This window comes from Gemmiger formicilis (assembly GCF_018784445.1).
GTDB lineage: Bacteria > Bacillota > Clostridia > Oscillospirales > Ruminococcaceae > Gemmiger.
In genome coordinates this window covers 11,307-30,383 of the sequence record NZ_WQOH01000100.1, presented here as the reverse complement: position 1 = coordinate 30,383, position 19,077 = coordinate 11,307, and the positions used below count along the sequence as shown (strand labels likewise).

Here is a 19,077-nt window from a genome sequence, read left to right as displayed (position 1 = left end):
GTTAGGAAAACAGAATAGGTGGTAGAGTATGCCCGGTGTAACAGAGCAGGAAATCGCCCTAGCGAAGCAGATGAATCTGTACCAGTATATGCAGCTGTGTGAGCCGGACAACTTCAAACCGGAAGGACCCGGACAATTCCGCCACAAAGGGCACAGTTCGTTGACCTTCGCAGAGGATGGTTCGTGGACGTACTTTAAAACGAAAGCTACCGGCCGCACAGCGCTGAACTATCTCATAGCGGTTGAAGGTGTTCCGTTTGTAGAAGCGGTGCGGGAAATCAATCGGATACAGGGCGGTGTCCGTCCTTCTTTCCAACCTGTAAAAGCACCCCCACCCCCTGCCGAGAAGAAACCGGCAAAGGAATTCAGGCTGCCGAAGCCAGATAAGAACAACTACGCTGCTACTGCCTATCTTCGCAAGCGCTGCATCCACCCCAACGTGCTGACGCTCTGCAAGCAGAAAAGAATCCTGTATCAGACGAGCTTCAAGGATCATCCGAACTGTGTATTTGTCGGGCGCGATGGAAACGGTGAACCTAAAGGTGGCAGCTTGCGCGGTTGTTCGCAAATTCAGTTTCGCCGCGATATTCCCGGCAGTAAAAAGATATATCCGTTTTACATCGAAGCTGCTGCCGCTGCCGACACGGTGGAAGTGTACGAAGCGCCCATAGATGCCATGTCAGGTGCCTCGCTGAAAATTATGCAGCACACTGGAAATTGGCGCGGTATTCACTATCTGGCGCTGGGCGGTACGGATTACGCTGCACTGGATGCGTTTCTTACATACTACCCGAACATAACCCACATTGTCCTGTGCCTTGATAATGACGAAGCCGGTAGAACCAGAACGCAGGACATTATCAAGCACTTGGAGGGCAGCGGCAAAACCGTGGAAAATCGTCCGCCGCCTATCGGCAAGGACTATAACGACAGGCTGGTGCAGGTCACACAGGAATATCAGAAGCACTGTATCAGCTTGGATGATATTTTGGAGGAAACCAGATGAAAACTATTGCTATCGCAAATCAGAAAGGCGGCACCGGCAAAACGACTACCGCGTACAACCTGGGCATTGCCCTTACCCAGCAGGGCTACCGTGTACTCATGGTAGATTTTGACCCGCAAGGCAATCTGTCCTGCTACTGCGGTATCCCGCCTGAACAGGACCTTGAGCAGACAATCACAGAGCTGCTGATGAAAGTTGCCTATGAAAAGCCCCTCTCCCACAGAGAGTGCGTTTATCAGAGCAAGCGCACGGATGACTCTGCACCACAGGTGGATTTCATTCCATCCAATCTCCGGCTGGCCAGCTTTGAGCTGGCAATGGGCACCATGATGTGTCGTGAGGTGCTGCTGAAAACCTGTCTGGAGCAGTACAGCAACCAGTATGATTACTGCATCATTGATTGTTCCCCCTCCGTGGGGCTTCTGCTGACAAACGCGCTGTCCGCTGCCAACGAGGTCATCATCCCGATGCAGGCGCAGCCGTTCTCGGTAGTTGGTATGTCGCAGCTGACAAATTCGATTTCCAACGTGCAGCGCAAAATCAACCCAGGACTGCATATCAGGGGCATTTTGCTGACGATGACCCAGCATACGAAAGTCTCAGAGCATTATGCCCATGATGTCCGCGCCAAGTATGGGAGAACGCTCCGTGTATTTACTACGGAGATCCCCTATAACGTCAAAGTGCAGGAAAGTCAGGCGTTTGCAGCACCCACTATCCTGTACGAACCCAAAAGCAGCAGCGCAAGAGCATACGTTGAATTTACGCAGGAGGTATTAGGTCATGGCCGCGAAGAACAAGTTTATGAACGCGATGAAGATGCCCGCGATCGCTGATATGTTTTCCTCAGAGGCTGACCGCCAACGAGAAAGCGGCGACCTAGTAACGGAAGTACCGCTTTCTGAACTGCATCCTTTCGTCAATCACCCTTTCGAGGTGCGAGACGATGAAGATATGCAGAAGCTGGTGGACAGCATCAAGGAAAACGGCGTACTTACAAACCTGACCGTGCGCCCCCGCGCCGAGGGTGGCTATGAAATCATCTCCGGGCATCGGCGCTTCCATGCAGCGCAGCTTGCAGGGCTGGATAAAATCAAGGTGCAGGTGCGGAATGTTGATGACGACCAAGCCATCATCGACATGGTCGATGCTAATATCCAGCGGGAACATATCAGTCCGATGGAAAAGGCGCGAGCGCTGAAAATGAAAAATGAAGCGATGAAACGATCTGCCGGGCGGCGAAAAGAAAATGGGTGTCAACTTGACACCCATTTCCCTGAAGCAAAAACCGCGACACAAATCGGTGCAGATGTTGGAGAAAGTCCTAAGCAAATTTTCCGCTACATCCGTCTCAACGAGCTAATCCCTGAACTCCAGAAAAAGGTCGATTCCAACACCCTGAAATTCAACCCTGCAGTTGAGCTATCCTACCTGACCCCGGACGAGCAGCAGAGTTTCCTCGACTATGCCGAGGCGCAGGACTGCACCCCATCCCTCTCACAAGCACAGAAATTGAAAGTAGCCAGCAAAGAAGGAACCCTAACACTGGACAAGTTGGAAGAAATCATGTCGGCACAGAAACCGAGCGTTGCGCCGCGTGAACCGGTGCTGAACATCAACGTCAGCAAGGTGGCGCAGTATTTTCCGACCGGCTGCACCAAGCAGCAGATGGAAAACCGCATCTTGAAAATTCTGGAAAGCTATTTTCGACAGATGGCGCATGAGCAAGCACATGAGGAGGAGCGCTGATATGGCAGAGTATCGGTATTACTTGATTCCGGATGCTATGACCCGTGCGTTTCCGGAAAAATTTGAAAAGCAAACACCCACGGAATTTTTTGATAATATCGCAGATTTGGAAAAACGTTATCACCAACTGCGTGAAATGCCCTATAACAACGAGCGCACTTGGAATGAACGGGCAAGATTCCCTTATGCACGATTGGTGGTAGGTGTTGATCGTCAGAATCCGGACGGAGCGGTTGCAATCATACAGGTGCGAAATGGTGTCAATTACCTGTGCGATGATTATCGCGGCCCCTACGCAGACGGTAATGATGCACAAATCCCCAAAATGGCTAAGAAACTTGTAGAAGTAATCGGCGTGGACAGGGTCCGCCCGCATACCTATACCCAGCGGGATGGTTATACATGGGTACAGGTGGAAAAGGATATGCACATTACAGAATGGCTTTACGCACATGAGCTATGCAGCGGGTTGCAATTCACGCGGTTCTTTAACCGAGATGGGCGGGAACTATTTCAGGTGCGTGACGGGCAGCGCGTGATTGAGACAAATGCGGACGGAACCAAATGGCTCAGAGAGGTAAAGAACATTGACGTAACCCATGCCTATGTCGGGCACTATGGCTGCCATATCCAGCAGTATGCAGACGCAAATTTTAAATTCGGTTGTTACGTTACTCCTGAGCACCCCCAACCGGGCGACAATCTGGATAAGCTCCAAATCTATCAAATTACAAAGGGCGGCTGCGAATATCGCTTTATGAATTATGCCTATTCCGAAAGCCGCATCCATGCAGCCGATTACAGCAGCGTCTACATAGCAAACCTTCCTGCGGATTACGATTTGGACAGATGCTTTCAGGAGTTCAATGCCCCGAATCGTCCGCTGCGCTATCATATGTGTTCTCTTTCAACCAGTGATATTGTGGTCACAACGAAAAACGGAAAAGAGACTGCCTACTATGTGGACAGTATTGGCTTCAAGGATGTGAGCCACCTACTGCCGGAACTGCATGAAGTCGAAGCCCAGCGCCAAAAAGAACAGGTTCAGGACGAACCGGAAAGGTGAAGCAATGCCAAATCCACAAGATATTTTCCAACTGGCACAGCAGACCGCTACACAGGTCACAGCCTCACCGGAAAACTGGCGGCGGTTCTTGTATACGGCAGCGCATAACTACCACACCACCTACCTCAACCAGCTGCTGATCCACGCCCAGCGCCCCGATGCCACCGCCTGCGCTACCATGCAGTACTGGAATGAACAGGCACACCGCAAGGTCATGTACGGCAGTAAAAGCATCATCATCCTGCAACGCCATCAGGGTGTGCCCACTGCCAAACGAGTGTTCTCCATGACAGATACTGTTCTTACCGGCGACAAAGCTGCTGCCCCATGGGAAGTGACAGATGCCATCCGGCCACTTCTTATGCAGGTCAACTCCGTGGGCAGCCTGATGGATCGGGCAACCGAGCAAGTCATTTCCCTGTCGGAACGCGCCAATCGTGTCATGGCAGGCTCCATTGAGGACAGCACACTGAATTGGAGCCACCCGGAAGATCAGCGGTTCATCTTGCAGGAACTCGCTGCACAAAGCACCCTGTACATGATCTGCATCCGTTTGGGTATCCCGGTGCGGGAAGAAGATTTTCCGGCTTTCCAGAATGTCACCCAGTTTGATACCAGCCGAATCTCCCTCTGCTTGGGCGGCTATGTGCAGGCAGCAGCAGAACCTTTGCTGGATGAACTTGGGCACGAAGTTATGCAGCTTGCCCGCGACAGTGTTGCAATTCAGGCTGAACCAGTGCATAATACAGATACTCAATCACCCACACAAACGACCAGTCGAGAGGAGGCTGTCACAGATGATGTACACGAACGTGATCGGATACCAGATTCCGAACCTGAGCTTGCCGAAAGCCAAGAAAACCAACCTGAACCGGTACGGCAGAATGCGGCTGGACTACTTGGAGCAGAACGAGCCGAACCTGTGCGACCAGATGATGCTGGAGGGAACGCTGCTGCCGAGCTGCCGCAAGATGGGGCTGGACGCACAGCAGATGGTGGACAAGACGCTGCACGACCTGATGCAGAAAGCGCAGATGCCCGACCGCAAGACAAACCCGCTGGGCTGGGCGCAGATGTGCAACAGCCTGAAGCAGCAGGCGGAGGAAATGATCCTTCCGATGCTGTACGAAGAATAACGGAAGAACCCGCAGCTGCGGAGAGCGAACCATCGCCCTCCGCTTTTTCTTTGCCCGAATTTCCGGCAGGACTGCTGCCGTCCCTGCTGAAAGCAGACACGACCTCGCGCGCTTCCAATACGGACATCCTTTCATTTTTCAGTAAAACACCGCTGCTGATCGACCGGCTGCGGTATATCCGCGATAGTTACAAGGTCGTGTTTACGGAGCTTCTGCTGGAAGATGATACCCGCGTTGGATTCTATAAAGAAAGCAATGGTCTGCTTGTCTGGCAGGGGTCCTACCTGACCCGCAGCGCGGAATCGCATCTGTCGTGGCATAGCGTTACTGCTGCTATCTCTGCACTGGTCGATAACCACGAACTTATCGCAGCCATTGGCCCGAAAAAAGCTATCAGTCAGGACGAGCAGCTGTCCTTTGACCTGCCGGAAAATGCTTCTCGCGGCGATGAAGTGGGCACGTTGGAAGTGGACGACATCTATTCCGAGGAAGAACAGGATGCGAAAATCAAAGCGACCCTGCCCACTTACCACTACAAAGAACCCCAGCCGGACGCTGGCAGTTACATAACGGAAGATGATATGAATGTCATCATTACAAGAGGCAGCGTCTTTGAGGGCGGCAAATACCGCATCTATAACCATTTCCAGCAGAAGAAAACGGAAAAGGAAACCGTAGCTTTCCTCAAAAAAGAGTACGGCATTGGTGGTTTCTCTTGGACGTTTGCTGACGGTGGAAGCGGCTTCGTGAACTTTGACAGTAAAGGATTCAGCATCCTTTACGATTGCAAGGATGACCTCCGGTATGAGAAAAAGCTTAAGTGGAAGGATGTCGGCAAGCGGCTGGAATATCTTGTCAGAATGGACCGCTACCTGACGGATGCAGAGCGCGAGAAGATGCCTGCATGGATAAGCAGGCAGACAGAGTCGAAGCCCCTGCCGCCACCCATCCCTGACAAGAAACCTGTCTGCGAAGTGGGTAGCACCGTTTACCTTGAAAATGACCAGCGGTTCACCGTAGAAAGTATCGGACGATTCGATGTTCACCTGCGCAATGAAGATTTCCCGCTGGTAGGCCGCGCCGTCAGCCGAGAACAGTTCCAACAGCTGTTGGACGCCAATCCCCGCAACGGCGGCATGGTGCTATCCGAACAGCAGCGTGAATCTCTGGTGCAGGAGCAGCGTGAGCAGGCCCTCTCCTATATCGAGGACTACCTCAAGGATGAGTTTGAAATCACAGAGCCGGACTTCTCCAATCTTACCCAAATCGGTCTGGGCTATACCACCACCGAGGACGAGCAGCATACGATTCAGGTCAATGCGGATCTGGAGCATTGCACCATCAGCAAGTTTGTGGACGATACCCTGTATGCACAAGAGAAGTTTTCTTCTTTGGAAGAAATGAACAGAAAATTTCTCTCAATACTCGATTTTGATTCCCTGATGGAAGTGGACATCAACGAAATCGAGGAACAGGAACCCGAAATCAGCGCAGACGAACCGGAGGAATCCACCTTTGTATCGCAGGTCATGCAGGATGTGGACCGTCTTGCCGCGCATGAGGAACCTGCCGAGTATGACCGCACGAATTACCTTGCACCGTATGAACCTGCCATCCCGGAAGGCGCAAAAGCAAAGTTCGCTGCCAATGTGCAGGCCATCCGCACGCTGAAAGAAATCGAGCAGCGCATGGCATCCGGTGGTGCCCCCGCAACCGAGCAGGAACAGGACATTCTGGCTGGCTATCTTGGCTGGGGCGGTCTGGCAGATGCCTTTGACCCCGGCAAGGATAACTGGCATACCGAATATGAGCAGCTGAAAACCCTACTGACCGAGGACGAATACGGCGCTGCACGGGAATCTACCCTGACTGCCTTTTACACGCCGCCTACGGTCATTCACGCTATGTACCGCGCCTTGGAGCATATCGGCTGCGTGGGCGGTAATGTGCTGGAGCCCAGCATGGGTGTCGGCGCGTTCTTCGGCCATCGGCACAGCAAATTCGATACCCACAATGCCAAGCTGTACGGCGTGGAGCTGGATAGCCTGTCCGGTCGTATCGCGCAGCAGCTTTACCAGAAAGCGAAAATTCAAATTACAGGGTATGAAAAAGCCGACCTGCCGGATAACTTCTTTGACCTTGCCATCGGCAATGTGCCGTTTGGACAATATCAGGTCAGCGACCGCCGGTATGATAAGCTGCATTTTCAAATTCACGATTACTTCCTTGCCAAGACGGTAGATAAACTGCGTGTTGGCGGCATTATGGCGTTCATCACCACTTCCGGTACGCTGGATAAGAAATCCGAGGATGTTCGAAAGTATCTTGCCGCGCGGTGTGACCTGATTGGCGCGGTACGCCTGCCCAATACCACGTTCAAGAGCAATGCCGGTACGGAAGTGACCTCCGACATTCTGTTTCTGCAAAAACGCGGCAGAGTCTTGGAGCAGGACGCACCGTGGATACATGTTGGAGAAACAGAAAACGGAATCCCGCTGAACCAGTATTTCATTGACCACCCGGAAATGATCTGCGGTGAGATGCAGATGGTCAGCGGTCCCTACGGAATGCGCTCCACCTGTATGCCGAATGAGCAAAGCCCGCTGGCGGAGCAGCTGGATGCAGCGCTTTCTACCCTACACGCCGAGTACACATTGGTGGACGAACGGGAATATGCCGAAGAAGAAAGTGGCACCATTGATGCCGACCCTAATGTGCGCAATTTCAGCTATACCGTAAAGGATGACGTCATTTACTACCGCGAGAACTCCAAGATGCGAGTGGTAAAGGGCGGAGATACTACGCTGGCCCGCATCCGCGCACTGGTGCCCCTGCGGGATACCTGCCGTGAGCTGATTGACGCCCAGCTGGAAAACTTTCCGGATGAGTATATTGAAAAGCTGCAAGCCCGTCTGAACGACCAATACGATGCCTACCGCAAGAAATACGGTCTTATCAACAGCCGTGGCACAGCATCCGCGTTCCGTGAGGATTCCGGCTACTTCCTGCTTTGCTCCTTGGAAGATCTGGACGATGAGGGAAACTTCAAAGGCAAGACGGATATGTTCACCAAGCGGACGATCCGCCCCGCACAAGCAGTCGATCATGTAGATACCGCCGAGGAATCGCTGGCGCTCAGTCTCTCCGAGCAGGGACACGTTGACTTGGGTTATATGTCCAAGCTGACCGGAAAAACCACAGAAGCCATCATCAACGATCTGACCGGCATTATCTTCCGTGACCCCGTAAAGGTCGATACCGATGGCAACCCTATCTACCTCCCTGCAGATGAATACCTGTCCGGGAACGTCCGTGAAAAATTGCAGGCAGCAAAAGCGGTGGCGACGAATGATCCTCAGTTTCAAGTCAATGTGGCAGCACTTGAAAAAGTACAGCCCAAGGACTTGGAAGCCAGTGAAATCAGCGTCCGTCTGGGCGCTACTTGGATTCCCGCTGAGTATGTGCAGCAGTTTTTGGAGGAACTTCTGGATGCCCCCTACTACACGCGGCGGATGGTCAAAGTGGAATTCGCTGCGTATACCGGCAGCTGGACCATTACCAACAAGAAATTTGGTGACGGCAATATCAAAGCAACGGTGACCTACGGTACGAACCGCGCCAACGCCTACCTGATTGCGGAGAACGCCCTGAACCTGCGTTCTACCCAAATTCGGGATAAAGTTACGGCGGCTGACGGAAGCGTTTCTTGGGTGCTGAATAAGGAGGCAACGCAGGCTGCACAGGAAAAGCAGCGCCAGATTTGTGAGCAGTTCCAAGACTGGATTTTCAAGGAGCCGGAACGCCGCCAGCGATTGGTCGCCATCTACAATGAAAAGTTCAATGCACTGCGTCCCCGCGAGTACGATGGCAGTCACCTGAAATTTCCTGGCATGAACCCGGAAATCACCCTTCGCCCGCACCAGCTGAACGCCATTGCTCATGTGCTGTACGGCAACAATGTTCTGCTGGCGCACGAAGTGGGGGCCGGCAAGACGTATGAAATGGTGGCCAGCGCCATGGAGAAAAAGCGACTGGGGCTTTGCAATAAAACGCTGATCGTTGTTCCCAACCATTTGACCGAACAGATGGCATCCGAAGCGCTCCTGCTCTATCCGAACGCGGAAATTCTGGTAGCAAAGAAAACCGATTTCAAAAAGGAAAACCGCAAGAAATTCTGCGCCCGCATTGCGACCGGCAACTATGACATCATCGTGATCGGGCACAGCCAGTTCGAGAAGATCCCACTTTCGGCGGAACGCCAACAGATGTACCTGCAAAGGCAGATCGACGATGTTATTGACCAAATCGCACTTTTGAAAAGCTCTCGTGCTGAGAATTTCACCATCAAACAGATGGAGAGGACACGGAAGCAGCTCAAGAAAAAGCTGGACAAGCTCAACGACCAGCAGCGCAAGGATGACGTCGTCACCTTTGAGGATCTGGGCGTGGACAGCCTGATGGTGGATGAGGCACATTATTTCAAAAACGCCATGATTGCCACCAAAATGCGCAATGTTGCGGGCATTTCCCAGACAGAAAGCCAGAAAAGCAGTGATATGCTGATGAAGTGTATGTATCTTGATGAGGTGACCGGTGGGCATGGTATCGTGTTTGCGACCGGTACACCCATATCTAACTCCATGACGGAAATGTACGTCATGATGCGCTATCTGCAAAGGGGCTTGTTGGAAAAAGAGGGCTTGCTCAACTTCGATTCGTGGGCATCGACCTTTGGGGAAAGCATTACAGCGATTGAGCTTAACCCAACTGGTACAGGATACCGCACAAAAACCAGATTCGCGCGATTTTATAATCTGCCGGAACTCATGAGCCTTTTTAAGATGTCTGCGGACATTCAGACCGCCGATATGCTGCATCTGCCGGTGCCGGAACTGGTGGGCGGCAAGCCCACCAATGTGGTGTTACAGCCAAGTGAAGTCCAGAAAAGAATGGTCAAAGGCTTGGCAGACCGCGCTGAAAAGGTCCGAAGCGGAAAAGTGCAGCCCACGGAAGATAATATGCTGCGCATCACCAATGACGGCAGAAAACTTGCACTGGACCAGCGGCTCATGAACCCTTTATTGCCGGATGACCCCGGCAGCAAGGCCAACGCCTGTGTGGATAAGGTATATGAGATATGGGAAAAAACCAAGGAGCAGCGCTCCACTCAGATGATTTTCTGCGACCTCAGCACCCCCAAGGAGGACGGCTTTGACGTATACAACGATGTGCGCGATAAGCTGGTTGCCAAGGGCATCCCCAAAGAGGAAGTGCAGTTCATCCATGATGCGGATACCGAAACAAAAAAAGCTGAACTATTTGGAAAAGTCAGAAATGGCACTGTGCGCGTCCTGATGGGCAGCACCCAGAAGATGGGCGCTGGTACCAACGTACAGACACGGCTTATTGCGTTGCACCATCTGGACTGCCCATGGCGACCTGCTGATATTGCCCAGCGCAACGGACGCATGGTCCGCCAAGGCAACCTGAACAAGGAAGTTTCTATATTTATTTACGTTACAGAGTCAACTTTTGATTCGTACAGTTGGCAGCTTGTCGAGAATAAACAGAAGTTTATTTCGCAAATTATGACGTCAAAATCCCCAGCCCGCAGCTGCGAGGATCTGGACGAAGCTGCGCTCACCTATGCCGAAGTCAAGGCTTTGGCAGCGGGTAACCCCATGATCAAGGAAAAGATGGACTTGGACATTCAAGTGGCGCGGCTGCGGACCCTGAAAGCTGCCTACACCAGCCAGCATTACCGATTGGAAGATGCGATAGCCGTGGCTTTCCCGCGCCAAATCAAAGGAACCGAGCATCGAATCCGTGCATTTGAGCAGGATATTCAGACAGCAAAAGAACACCAGTCTTATGATGCCGATAAAAAGCTCGTCTTTTCTATCGAGTTGGACGGGAAAACCTACGATAAGCGCGAGGATGCAGGTAAGGCGCTGCTGGGGCTTGTCGGTGCAGCAGTGCGGGCAACGAAACCTGTGCCGGTAGGTCACTATGCAGGCTTTGAAATCACAGTCGAATATAAACCGCTGGAAAAGGTATTCCATGCCCACCTTGTTGGCGAGGCAACGCACACGACAGAACTGGGTAATGATGCTGCCGGCAACATGATTCGCTTCCAAAATGTAGTTTCTGCTCTGCCACAGGACCTGAACCGACTGCATGGCAGTCTGGAACAGCTTACAAAACAGCTTACCAATGCAGAGGAAGAACTGAAGCAGCCGTTCTTGCAGGAGCAGGAACTGAGCGATAAAAGTGCCCGCCTTGCCGAGCTGGATGCCCTGCTGAATGTGGGTAATGATGCACCCATCATTGAGGGCGAAGCGGAAGAATTGGAAGAAGAACCGGAGGATGCACTGATTCAATCGGATGATGAATTGGAACGGTAAACCGACAGCCTTGCAAAATAAAATCATTCCTGTATGATGAGGGTGGAGGTGGAAATCATGCTGATTCAACTTAGAAAAAATGTCGCTTTACTTTGGATTCTCAGGATCCTTGCGGTGCCGGTCGTTCTGGTGCTCTTTGCAGCGGGCTTTCTCCTCAATCTCCTGTACGGAGTTGTGGGAGCCTTTGGCGGGTTGTTGTCTCTCCTCGGCGGTGTTGCTGCTATGCTGGCGCTGCTGGATGGCTGCTATGGGGAAGCAGCAGCTTCTGCCGCCGTTGCATTCCTGATCAGCCCGATTGCGCTGCCGCAGTTGGTTATGTGGGCGGGCAATCTCCTGATTTGCGCCGCGTCCGCGCTGTACACTTACCTTTATAGATTGTGAGGAATCCCATGAAAAAATCTATGCTGATTTTGACCCTTATGGTTGCTGCTCTATGCGGATGCGCCGCGCAGCAGCCGACAAACCTTGAAACACCCGAAAGCAGCGTGCTGGTGGAGGTCACGCCGGAAACCAGCAGCGAAGCAACGCCGACTGCCACTCCTGCGCCAACGCCTGATCCGACGCCGGTACCAACGGCAGAGCCTACCGCAACACCGACCCCCACCGCAGCCCCGACTGCGAAACCTACCCCAGCTCCTACTGAGGCTCCTGCGACAACTGTTGCTCCTGTGCAGCAGACGGAAGCATCTCAGCAGGTCAATATGAGCTATGGTGCCGTTCCCTTTGACCTTGCAGCAGGGAGCGACCAGTGGTGGAGCATTGACAGTTCAGATTCGGCGTATTGGGCAGTGGCGGAAAACATCAACGCAATGCGCGCTGCAGTTGGTTTGCCTGCGCTTACCGTAGATGGTGGCTTAAGTTCTATTGCAAACTCCCGTTGTGACAGCTTTGCATCTGGCGGCTCGTTTGACCATTCCGGTGCCGTCTGCGGTGAAATCATTGCTGCCGGTCCGTTCGCATCCGCAAGCAGCGTTTGTGCTGCATGGCAAAGCAGCCCCGACCACTACGCCAGCATCGTGTCGCCCAACTATTCCAGCATGGGAATCGGATGCTGGTTTTGCAGCACGGAAGCAGGACAGTATACCTATTGGGCAGTAACTTTTCAGTGAGGTCATAAACATGGAACGAAAAAAGACAAGGCTGAACGAGTCCGAAATGAAAGTTATGCAGATTATCTGGAACGCCGGGCAACCCATTACAGGGCAGCAGGTTCTAGGCCAGATCACCGAGCAATACAAAGGTTCGTGGCATCCGCGAACGATTTACCCTCTGATGAGGAAACTAAGCGAAAAAGGGATGATCCGTGATGTCGGCAGTGCCCGCGTAGGCAAAGTCTATGCGCGGCAGTTCCTGCCTGCAATCAGTCGCCCGGAGTACATGGCGCTGAGAATCATGGAAACACTGCCGGAAGCAGAACTTCCGCAGTTTCTCAGCTACTTTTCCTACTAAGTGACAATTCGTATAATAGCTTTTCCCGGCAGCAATGCCGGGACTTTTTATTGGCTTTCCAGCGTCTGTACCAACAGACGCTGTTTTTATATAGATGAATTTTGACAAAGAAAGGACTTGTGTGCAATGAATCACAAATTCAAAATGAGGCAGCGCGTTACAGCCCTTTGCATGGCGGCGATGATGTGCTGCGGTATGCTCCCCTATGGGGCACTGGCGGAGGACAGCGCAAGACCGGTTGTGGTCGCAACGCCGGAACAGGCGGCAACGCAGGAAGCAAAATCCGAAAGCGATGCCAACAGTACCGCAACCCCGGAAACAGCCGATGAATCCCCGGATGAGGATGCTCCACAACAGGAACCTGAAACCGAGGGCGACACTGGCGGCAGTGACGAACTGTACGAAATCTGGCATAAGATGTACCCAAGCTTGACGCAGGAGCCGACCGGATATTATCTGGACTCCTATGGCCTGCCGGTACTGGTTGGTGAAACCAAAATCAGCATTGAGGGCTGGGGCAATGAAGATTACAGCAGCGTCAGTGATGATTCTTTCCAGCAGGTGGCGCTTGATGCTGCACTTCTGGATGCGGACAGCACGACTGCTGCGTTCCCGCACATGGATGGCGAGGACTACGCCATCGTGCCTATCAGTATGCAGGTTATGTACCCCGCCAACGGCAGCAGCGCGGACATTGCGCTGCCCGATAACGTCGAGCTACTGGGATATAGCTTTACCAGCGGCGATTTGACCCCGGCAACCGAGGAAGAACGCCAGAGCCAGCTGCATTATGAATTCTCTGAAATTTCCGCAAGCGTGGCGGGTATCTATGTGAAAGCCAGTGAGGATTTCAGCGTCACCATGACTTACACGGATGCAACGCAGACACTGACGAAAACCGTCCATGTTACGCTGGACGATTCCGCACCGGTGCCGGGTATTTTGCAGGATCGCTTTGCACAGGAAATGCAGGTTGCAATGTGTTCAGCGGATGAAGGTATTGCAACTTACGCCGGATTGCAGGTTACCCAGTGCGTGAATACCTCGGTTGGTTGGATGAACTATTTGGGCGGTCAGCCTGCCCTCTGCGGTGATCGCGGCAAGTGGGCATGGGGACCCGGTGCCACCTATAAGAACAAATATCCACCGGTAGCCAATTATACCCCCGCTGGTCAGGTGTGGGTCGAAGCTGAATACTTCAACAAAGGCTGGGTGCCGGATCAGGCCACTTTGTGGTCGAAAGGCTTCAATAACGGTGCGCCTGCGGTTGCGAGTCTTGCCTTAGATGCAGCAGATAACGCAACAGACAATTACCTCGCACTGCTGTCTTGGCAGGCAGAACAGTATCCTGACAGCATCGCTGCCGAGATCGTCAATGCACCGGAAGCCTATGCGGCACCGACCGGCAAGACCGTGTATGTGGGCACGCTGTATACGCCCAGCAATGCTGCATGGCAGCGCTTTGTGGTTCTGAACTATACCCCGGTTGTGCTTAGCGGCGACAGCGAGATTCCCGGCTTTGAAACCGGTGGCGAATCGGTGGATAAGCCGTGGAGCGCCAGCTATGAGCGCAGCGAGTCCTTGGATTTTTCCTATACGGTCAATACCGACAAAATCCAACTGGACACATTGGAAAAAGTGGATGGCGCAGGCATTGAAATTGCACCGATCCTTGATGGCATCCCTGCCGACATTGACGGCGGCAGCTGGACAATTACACCGGATGGGATGCAGTCCGTCACGACCAGCGGACATACGGCAGATGACAATTACCACCTGAACGGCGGCGATGGTTCTGTAACATGGACGGTGCATTTCAGCGTCAGCAAGTCGGCCTCCCAGAGCGGCAGCATTACCGCCAACAGTGAGCAGGACGCCGATGCACAGGCATCCGCCGCACAGTCTGCTGCACAGAGCGCCTGCGAAGGTCAGGTCAACGGGGAAATTGAAGCTGCACTTTCTGCTGCGCATAACTACTTTGACAACCTGAAATTCTCCTACAACGAGGTGACGGTGCCCCACGGCTTTGATGCTTTCGGCGGCGACCTTGGCAGCAGCCAGACCATTACCGTGCCTGCCAACAGCAGCAACGATTACCTCATGAAAAACGATGAGTGGTCCGTCAAAGTTGCCATCGACAAAATTGACAGCGAAACCAAACAGCGTATCAAGGGTGATGCAGCGTTCAAGATTTATGAATGGGATACCGTGCTCCAGCGCTATATCCCCGCAGGTGGCTATAACCAGTATGCGGTGGAACGCCAGCCGGACGGCACCTACAAAGTCATCAACCATAGCAGCTATGCCAACGGTTCGGATAACATCTACTATACTCAGCGCAACGAGGGCCGTTTTGTGGTTGTGGAGAGCCGTGCCCCCAGTGGCTACTATGGCGACTGGACGGATGTAACGAACCCCGGTGCGGCAGGTTCCGTTTTGGGCAAGCGGGCCTATGCCTTTGAAATCACCAAGGCGCTGGATGGGCAAACTCTTTGGCTCGGCAATGCAGACTATAATGCCGATATTACCACCACCAACAACGGCGGCACTCTGATCGACACCGGTGAGGCCATCGTCACGATTGCGTTTGGCGACCGCGCAACCGACAAAACCTACGACACAGACCCTACTGGCATTGCCAACAATGAAAAATCCTACACCATGCACGCTGATGGCGACAAAATGCAGAACGACCGCGTTCTCGGCAGTATTTTGCTGACCAAAGTCGATTTGGATGCAGCGCGGTATCTGGCTGCGGGCAGCAACGGTGATACCACCTTGGAGGGAGCCGTCTACGACCTGTATGCAGCGGATACAATCACACACCCGGATGGCGTCACCGGCACAGTGGATTATTCCAAAATTTTGGATGCCAACGGTAACCCCATCTGGCACACCACTGTGCTTACCAACGGCGGCTGGGATACCGATTACCTGCCCATTTTGCAGAAAGACAGACTGGTTGCCTCTGCTGCCATCAAGGACGGGAAACTTGCTTTTTCCAACCTATATATGGGGCGCTACTACCTTGTCGAGCGTGCCACAGGTTTGGTGCTGCCCATTGACAGCAACGGCAAACTGTATACGACCGGCAAATACCCGCAGCTGAATAAAAAGCTGGAGCTCACTGGAAAGTATGCTACCCTTGCCACCAAGGACGGCGAGTACACTGACTACCTCTATAAGAATCAGTACTCTGCCGTAGCCGAAAGCCGCAAGCTGGACGGCAGCAAGGCATGGGATGGCTATTATCTCTCCTATGCTACCGGTTATCTCTGCGATGAGGTCAACAACTACAAAACACTGACCTATGCAGATGAATCCAGCTACCATATCAGCGCTGAGCAGGAAAGCCAAGATGAAGTCCTCAAATCCGGCTTCTCGCTGAATAAGCTGGTTTCTACCACCGGTCAGCCCTCCCCGGCGCTGAAGCTGGAGGGTGCGGGCTTTACCGTCTATCGCATTTCCAAGCTGAGCAAGGAAGCGCAGTTCACCACAAACCCGGATGGCAGCTACAATGCACAAAGTATTTTGGACGTTTACCGCAAAGACAACTACGATAATTTGACGCTCAAGTACGATTTCACTGCCGAGGGGCAGGCTGTTGCCAATATGTATGAGAGCAACACCGCCATGGTAGAAGCCTACAATGCCACCCTGACCGCAGATGGTGACTACGCCAACGGCAAAGGTAATGGCTGGGTTCCCACTGATCAGGATGCAGAGTACCGGTTGACAGAACTATATACGAACGAGGAAGGTGTCATCCGCTTTGAGGGACTTCCGTATGGGCAGTACCTTGTTGTCGAGACTACGATCCCCAAGGACGTTTTCCAATGTGATCCCTTTATCGTAACAGTCAGCAAGGACAGCCCGCAGAGCCGTTTTACGGTTCCTGCCGGCAGCGTCACCACCGCCACCAACAACTACATGGCCTATAACGTGTTGGATGAAGAACTGGAAGGTTACTTGCAGCTCGTCAAGACCGATACCGAAACCGGCAAGGCGGTCAAGATTGCGAACACTGCTTTTGCACTGTACAAGTTGGATGATAAAGGCAACAAGACCCGTATCTCGATGATTGATCCTGCCAGCGGCAACGCCACCAAGAAAACCGATGTGTTCTACACCGATGCGGATGGCCTGATGAAAACGCCGGAAAAACTCCCGCTTGGTCGCTATCTCATTGAGGAATTGCAGGGACCCGAAGGCTACTACAATGATCCTGCCTACTCTGTAGAATTTGAAATCACCTCCGAGCGTGTCTGGCAGGTCGTGGGCAACGCCACCAATGACATGGACGAGTACATTGTAGAAGAAAAGTATTTCAACCATGAAACCCTCGGACAGTTGACCATCCGCAAGCTGGGCAATGTCCTGACCGATTACAAAGACGGGCAGTTCATCTACACGCAGGATAATTTGGCAGGGGCAACCTACGAAATCCACGCGGACGGCGATATTGCCACGCTCGACCGCCAGGGCACTTATTGGTATAAGGATGGTGACCTTGTTGCCACTGTTACCACAGGTGCGGCAGGTCAGGTCGATGAGGTGAAATTTGCCCCCAATCGTACACAGGCCACCTATGATTTCCTCACCATCTCCCATGACGGCACCAAAGGTGAAGTGACCGTGACCCTGCCCTTGGGCAAGTACACCATCACCGAGGTCAAAGCACCCTATGGCTTTGTGCTGACGCAGCAAAGCTACAGTGTGGGATTCGGCTGGGACAACCAGCGCAATGATATTGTGCTGGCGAAAACTATCGTCAGCCACGAGCAGGATGGCGACAAAGAGTCTTCATACGGCATTGTCAATGTTAAAGATGCTTTGGATGCCCATAAGACCGCACAAATCCTTGTCTTTGAAAATGCGCGTGTGCTGCCGGTTCCCGAAAAGCCCGATGACAAGGTCAGCAAAATCGGCGTTGGCATCTATAAGCAGGACCGCGAAACACTGACCTATCTGCCCGGTGCTGTGTATGAACTGTACACGGTGGACGATATTTTCGCAGCAGATGGCACGAAGCTGGTGGACGCCGGTGCAAAGCTGGCAACCAGTGACCCAACCAACGACAGCGGTTTTACTTGGTTTGATGTGGATGTGCCCATTCGCGCCGAAACCTATCCGGACTCCGGCAATAGCGGTAAATACCGCATTGTCGAAATCACCGCCCCTGCTGGGTATCTTCTTGATAACAGCCCCATCGAGGTCGAGTTCACCTATGCCGGTCAAGAAGTGGCATGGCAGGTAGTGGATGGCACAAACACCAATTTGCGCACTACGGTGAACATCTCCAAACAGGATGTCACCAACGGCAAAGAGCTGCCCGGTGCCAAGCTGGAGATCCACGAGGCAGATGGCAAGCTGATAGAAAGCTGGACCTCTGCCAAGACACCCCATACCGTTCGCGGTCTGGAGCTGGACAAGGAGTACACCATCATTGAAAAGCGCGCTCCTGAAACCTATGCAGAAGCCGAAAACATTGTGTTTAAGCTGGTACAGGTTGGAAACGAGCAGGAAAACGAAGTCTATGTAAAGACCGGCGACACTTGGGAAAAGCTGGACGACACCACCGTAGTCATGCAGGACGCACCTGTATTGGATATTGACAAGGTGGACGCAGGCGGCACCTTGCTGCCCGGCGCAACGCTGACCATCCGTGATGAAGATAAAAACGTCATCGACACATGGGTAACCGACTCCAATACGCATCATGTTCCGATTTCGGAAGATGGTATCCACCTTTCTGACGGGAAAACCGAGCATATCTACACCCTGACGGAAGATGCCGCGCCTGCCGGTTATGAGGTGGCAAGTTCTGTTCAGTTCAAAGTCGAGCTGGTAGACGAGACGGTCTGTTTGTATCTGCGCACAGATGAAAAGGCAGACTGGGAACGAGCCGATAAGCGTCTTATCACGATGGTCGATAAGGCTACCCCGCACCATGAAGATACGCCAGAACCTACCCCTGCACCTACTCCGGCTCCCACACCTGCCCCAACACCGGTGCAGACCCCCGCACCGACTTCCACCCCCGCGCCGCAGCTGACGATCCCCCAGACCGGCGACACATTCCCGATGACCTTGTTGGTCATTGTTGTGTTCGGCTCCATTGTTGCCATCGGTGTGTTGACCTATAAGCGCCGCAAGGCTGAAGTTGATACCGAGGAGGACGACCAGTGATATGATTTATACCTGCATCGCAGACGGAATTCGCAGTCCGCCTGCGTTTTTTCTTAAAAACAAGTAAAGGAAACGATG

11 protein-coding genes are annotated in these 19,077 nt (G+C 52.9%); 10 read left to right on the top strand and 1 reads right to left on the bottom strand.

The annotated features are described in order from the left end of the window. Positions 1 to 28 precede the first annotated feature (28 nt). From GPK89_RS15485 to GPK89_RS15470, 4 genes are read left to right on the top strand one after another with little or no spacing between them, the layout of a single operon-like run. A complete protein-coding gene (locus GPK89_RS15485) occupies positions 29 to 1,006 on the top strand; it encodes a DUF3991 and toprim domain-containing protein (protein WP_215694513.1) in 978 nt (325 codons plus the stop codon). After that, on the top strand, positions 1,003 to 1,842 hold the full coding sequence (locus tag GPK89_RS15480; protein ID WP_215694511.1) for a ParA family protein: 840 nt from the start codon (positions 1,003 to 1,005) through the stop codon (positions 1,840 to 1,842). Before GPK89_RS15485 ends, GPK89_RS15480 begins: the two co-directional genes overlap by 4 nt. Beyond that, complete coding sequence (locus GPK89_RS15475; protein WP_252261716.1) at positions 1,790 to 2,755, top strand: ParB/RepB/Spo0J family partition protein; 966 nt, start codon at positions 1,790 to 1,792, stop codon at positions 2,753 to 2,755. The genes GPK89_RS15480 and GPK89_RS15475 overlap by 53 nt, the downstream gene beginning before the upstream one ends. Position 2,756: 1 nt before the next feature. Next, positions 2,757 to 3,821, top strand: a complete 1,065-nt coding sequence (locus GPK89_RS15470) for a YodL domain-containing protein (protein WP_215694509.1) — start codon at positions 2,757 to 2,759, stop codon at positions 3,819 to 3,821. Between the two features lie 64 nt (positions 3,822 to 3,885). Here GPK89_RS15470 and GPK89_RS15465 read toward each other — a convergent pair whose 3' ends face one another. Beyond that, a complete protein-coding gene (locus GPK89_RS15465; protein WP_215694507.1) occupies positions 3,886 to 4,563 on the bottom strand; it encodes a hypothetical protein in 678 nt (225 codons plus the stop codon). A 55-nt stretch (positions 4,564 to 4,618) separates the two neighbouring features. On the opposite strand from GPK89_RS15465, the gene GPK89_RS15460 reads away from it, so the two are divergent. The 6 genes from GPK89_RS15460 (at position 4,619) to GPK89_RS15435 (ending at position 18,999) form a co-directional block, all read left to right on the top strand. After that, positions 4,619 to 4,957, top strand: coding sequence for a TnpV protein (locus tag GPK89_RS15460; RefSeq protein ID WP_215694506.1), 339 nt, complete (start codon positions 4,619 to 4,621; stop codon positions 4,955 to 4,957). 50 nt (positions 4,958 to 5,007) lie between these two features. Then, the gene (locus GPK89_RS15455) at positions 5,008 to 11,361 is read left to right on the top strand and encodes a DEAD/DEAH box helicase family protein (protein ID WP_252261715.1); all 6,354 of its coding nucleotides are present in this window, start codon (positions 5,008 to 5,010) and stop codon (positions 11,359 to 11,361) included. Positions 11,362 to 11,418: 57 nt separating this feature from the next. Further along, positions 11,419 to 11,742, top strand: a complete 324-nt coding sequence (locus GPK89_RS15450; RefSeq protein WP_215694503.1) for a hypothetical protein — start codon at positions 11,419 to 11,421, stop codon at positions 11,740 to 11,742. Between the two features lie 38 nt (positions 11,743 to 11,780). Next, positions 11,781 to 12,470 carry a CAP domain-containing protein gene (locus tag GPK89_RS15445; protein ID WP_215694501.1) on the top strand — a complete coding sequence of 230 codons (690 nt, stop codon included), beginning with the start codon at positions 11,781 to 11,783 and terminating at the stop codon, positions 12,468 to 12,470. 10 nt (positions 12,471 to 12,480) lie between these two features. Further along, on the top strand, positions 12,481 to 12,810 hold the full coding sequence (locus GPK89_RS15440; protein WP_215694499.1) for a BlaI/MecI/CopY family transcriptional regulator: 330 nt from the start codon (positions 12,481 to 12,483) through the stop codon (positions 12,808 to 12,810). A 126-nt stretch (positions 12,811 to 12,936) separates the two neighbouring features. Continuing rightward, on the top strand, positions 12,937 to 18,999 hold the full coding sequence (locus tag GPK89_RS15435; RefSeq protein WP_215694497.1) for an MSCRAMM family protein: 6,063 nt from the start codon (positions 12,937 to 12,939) through the stop codon (positions 18,997 to 18,999). Positions 19,000 to 19,077: the final 78 nt, after the last annotated feature.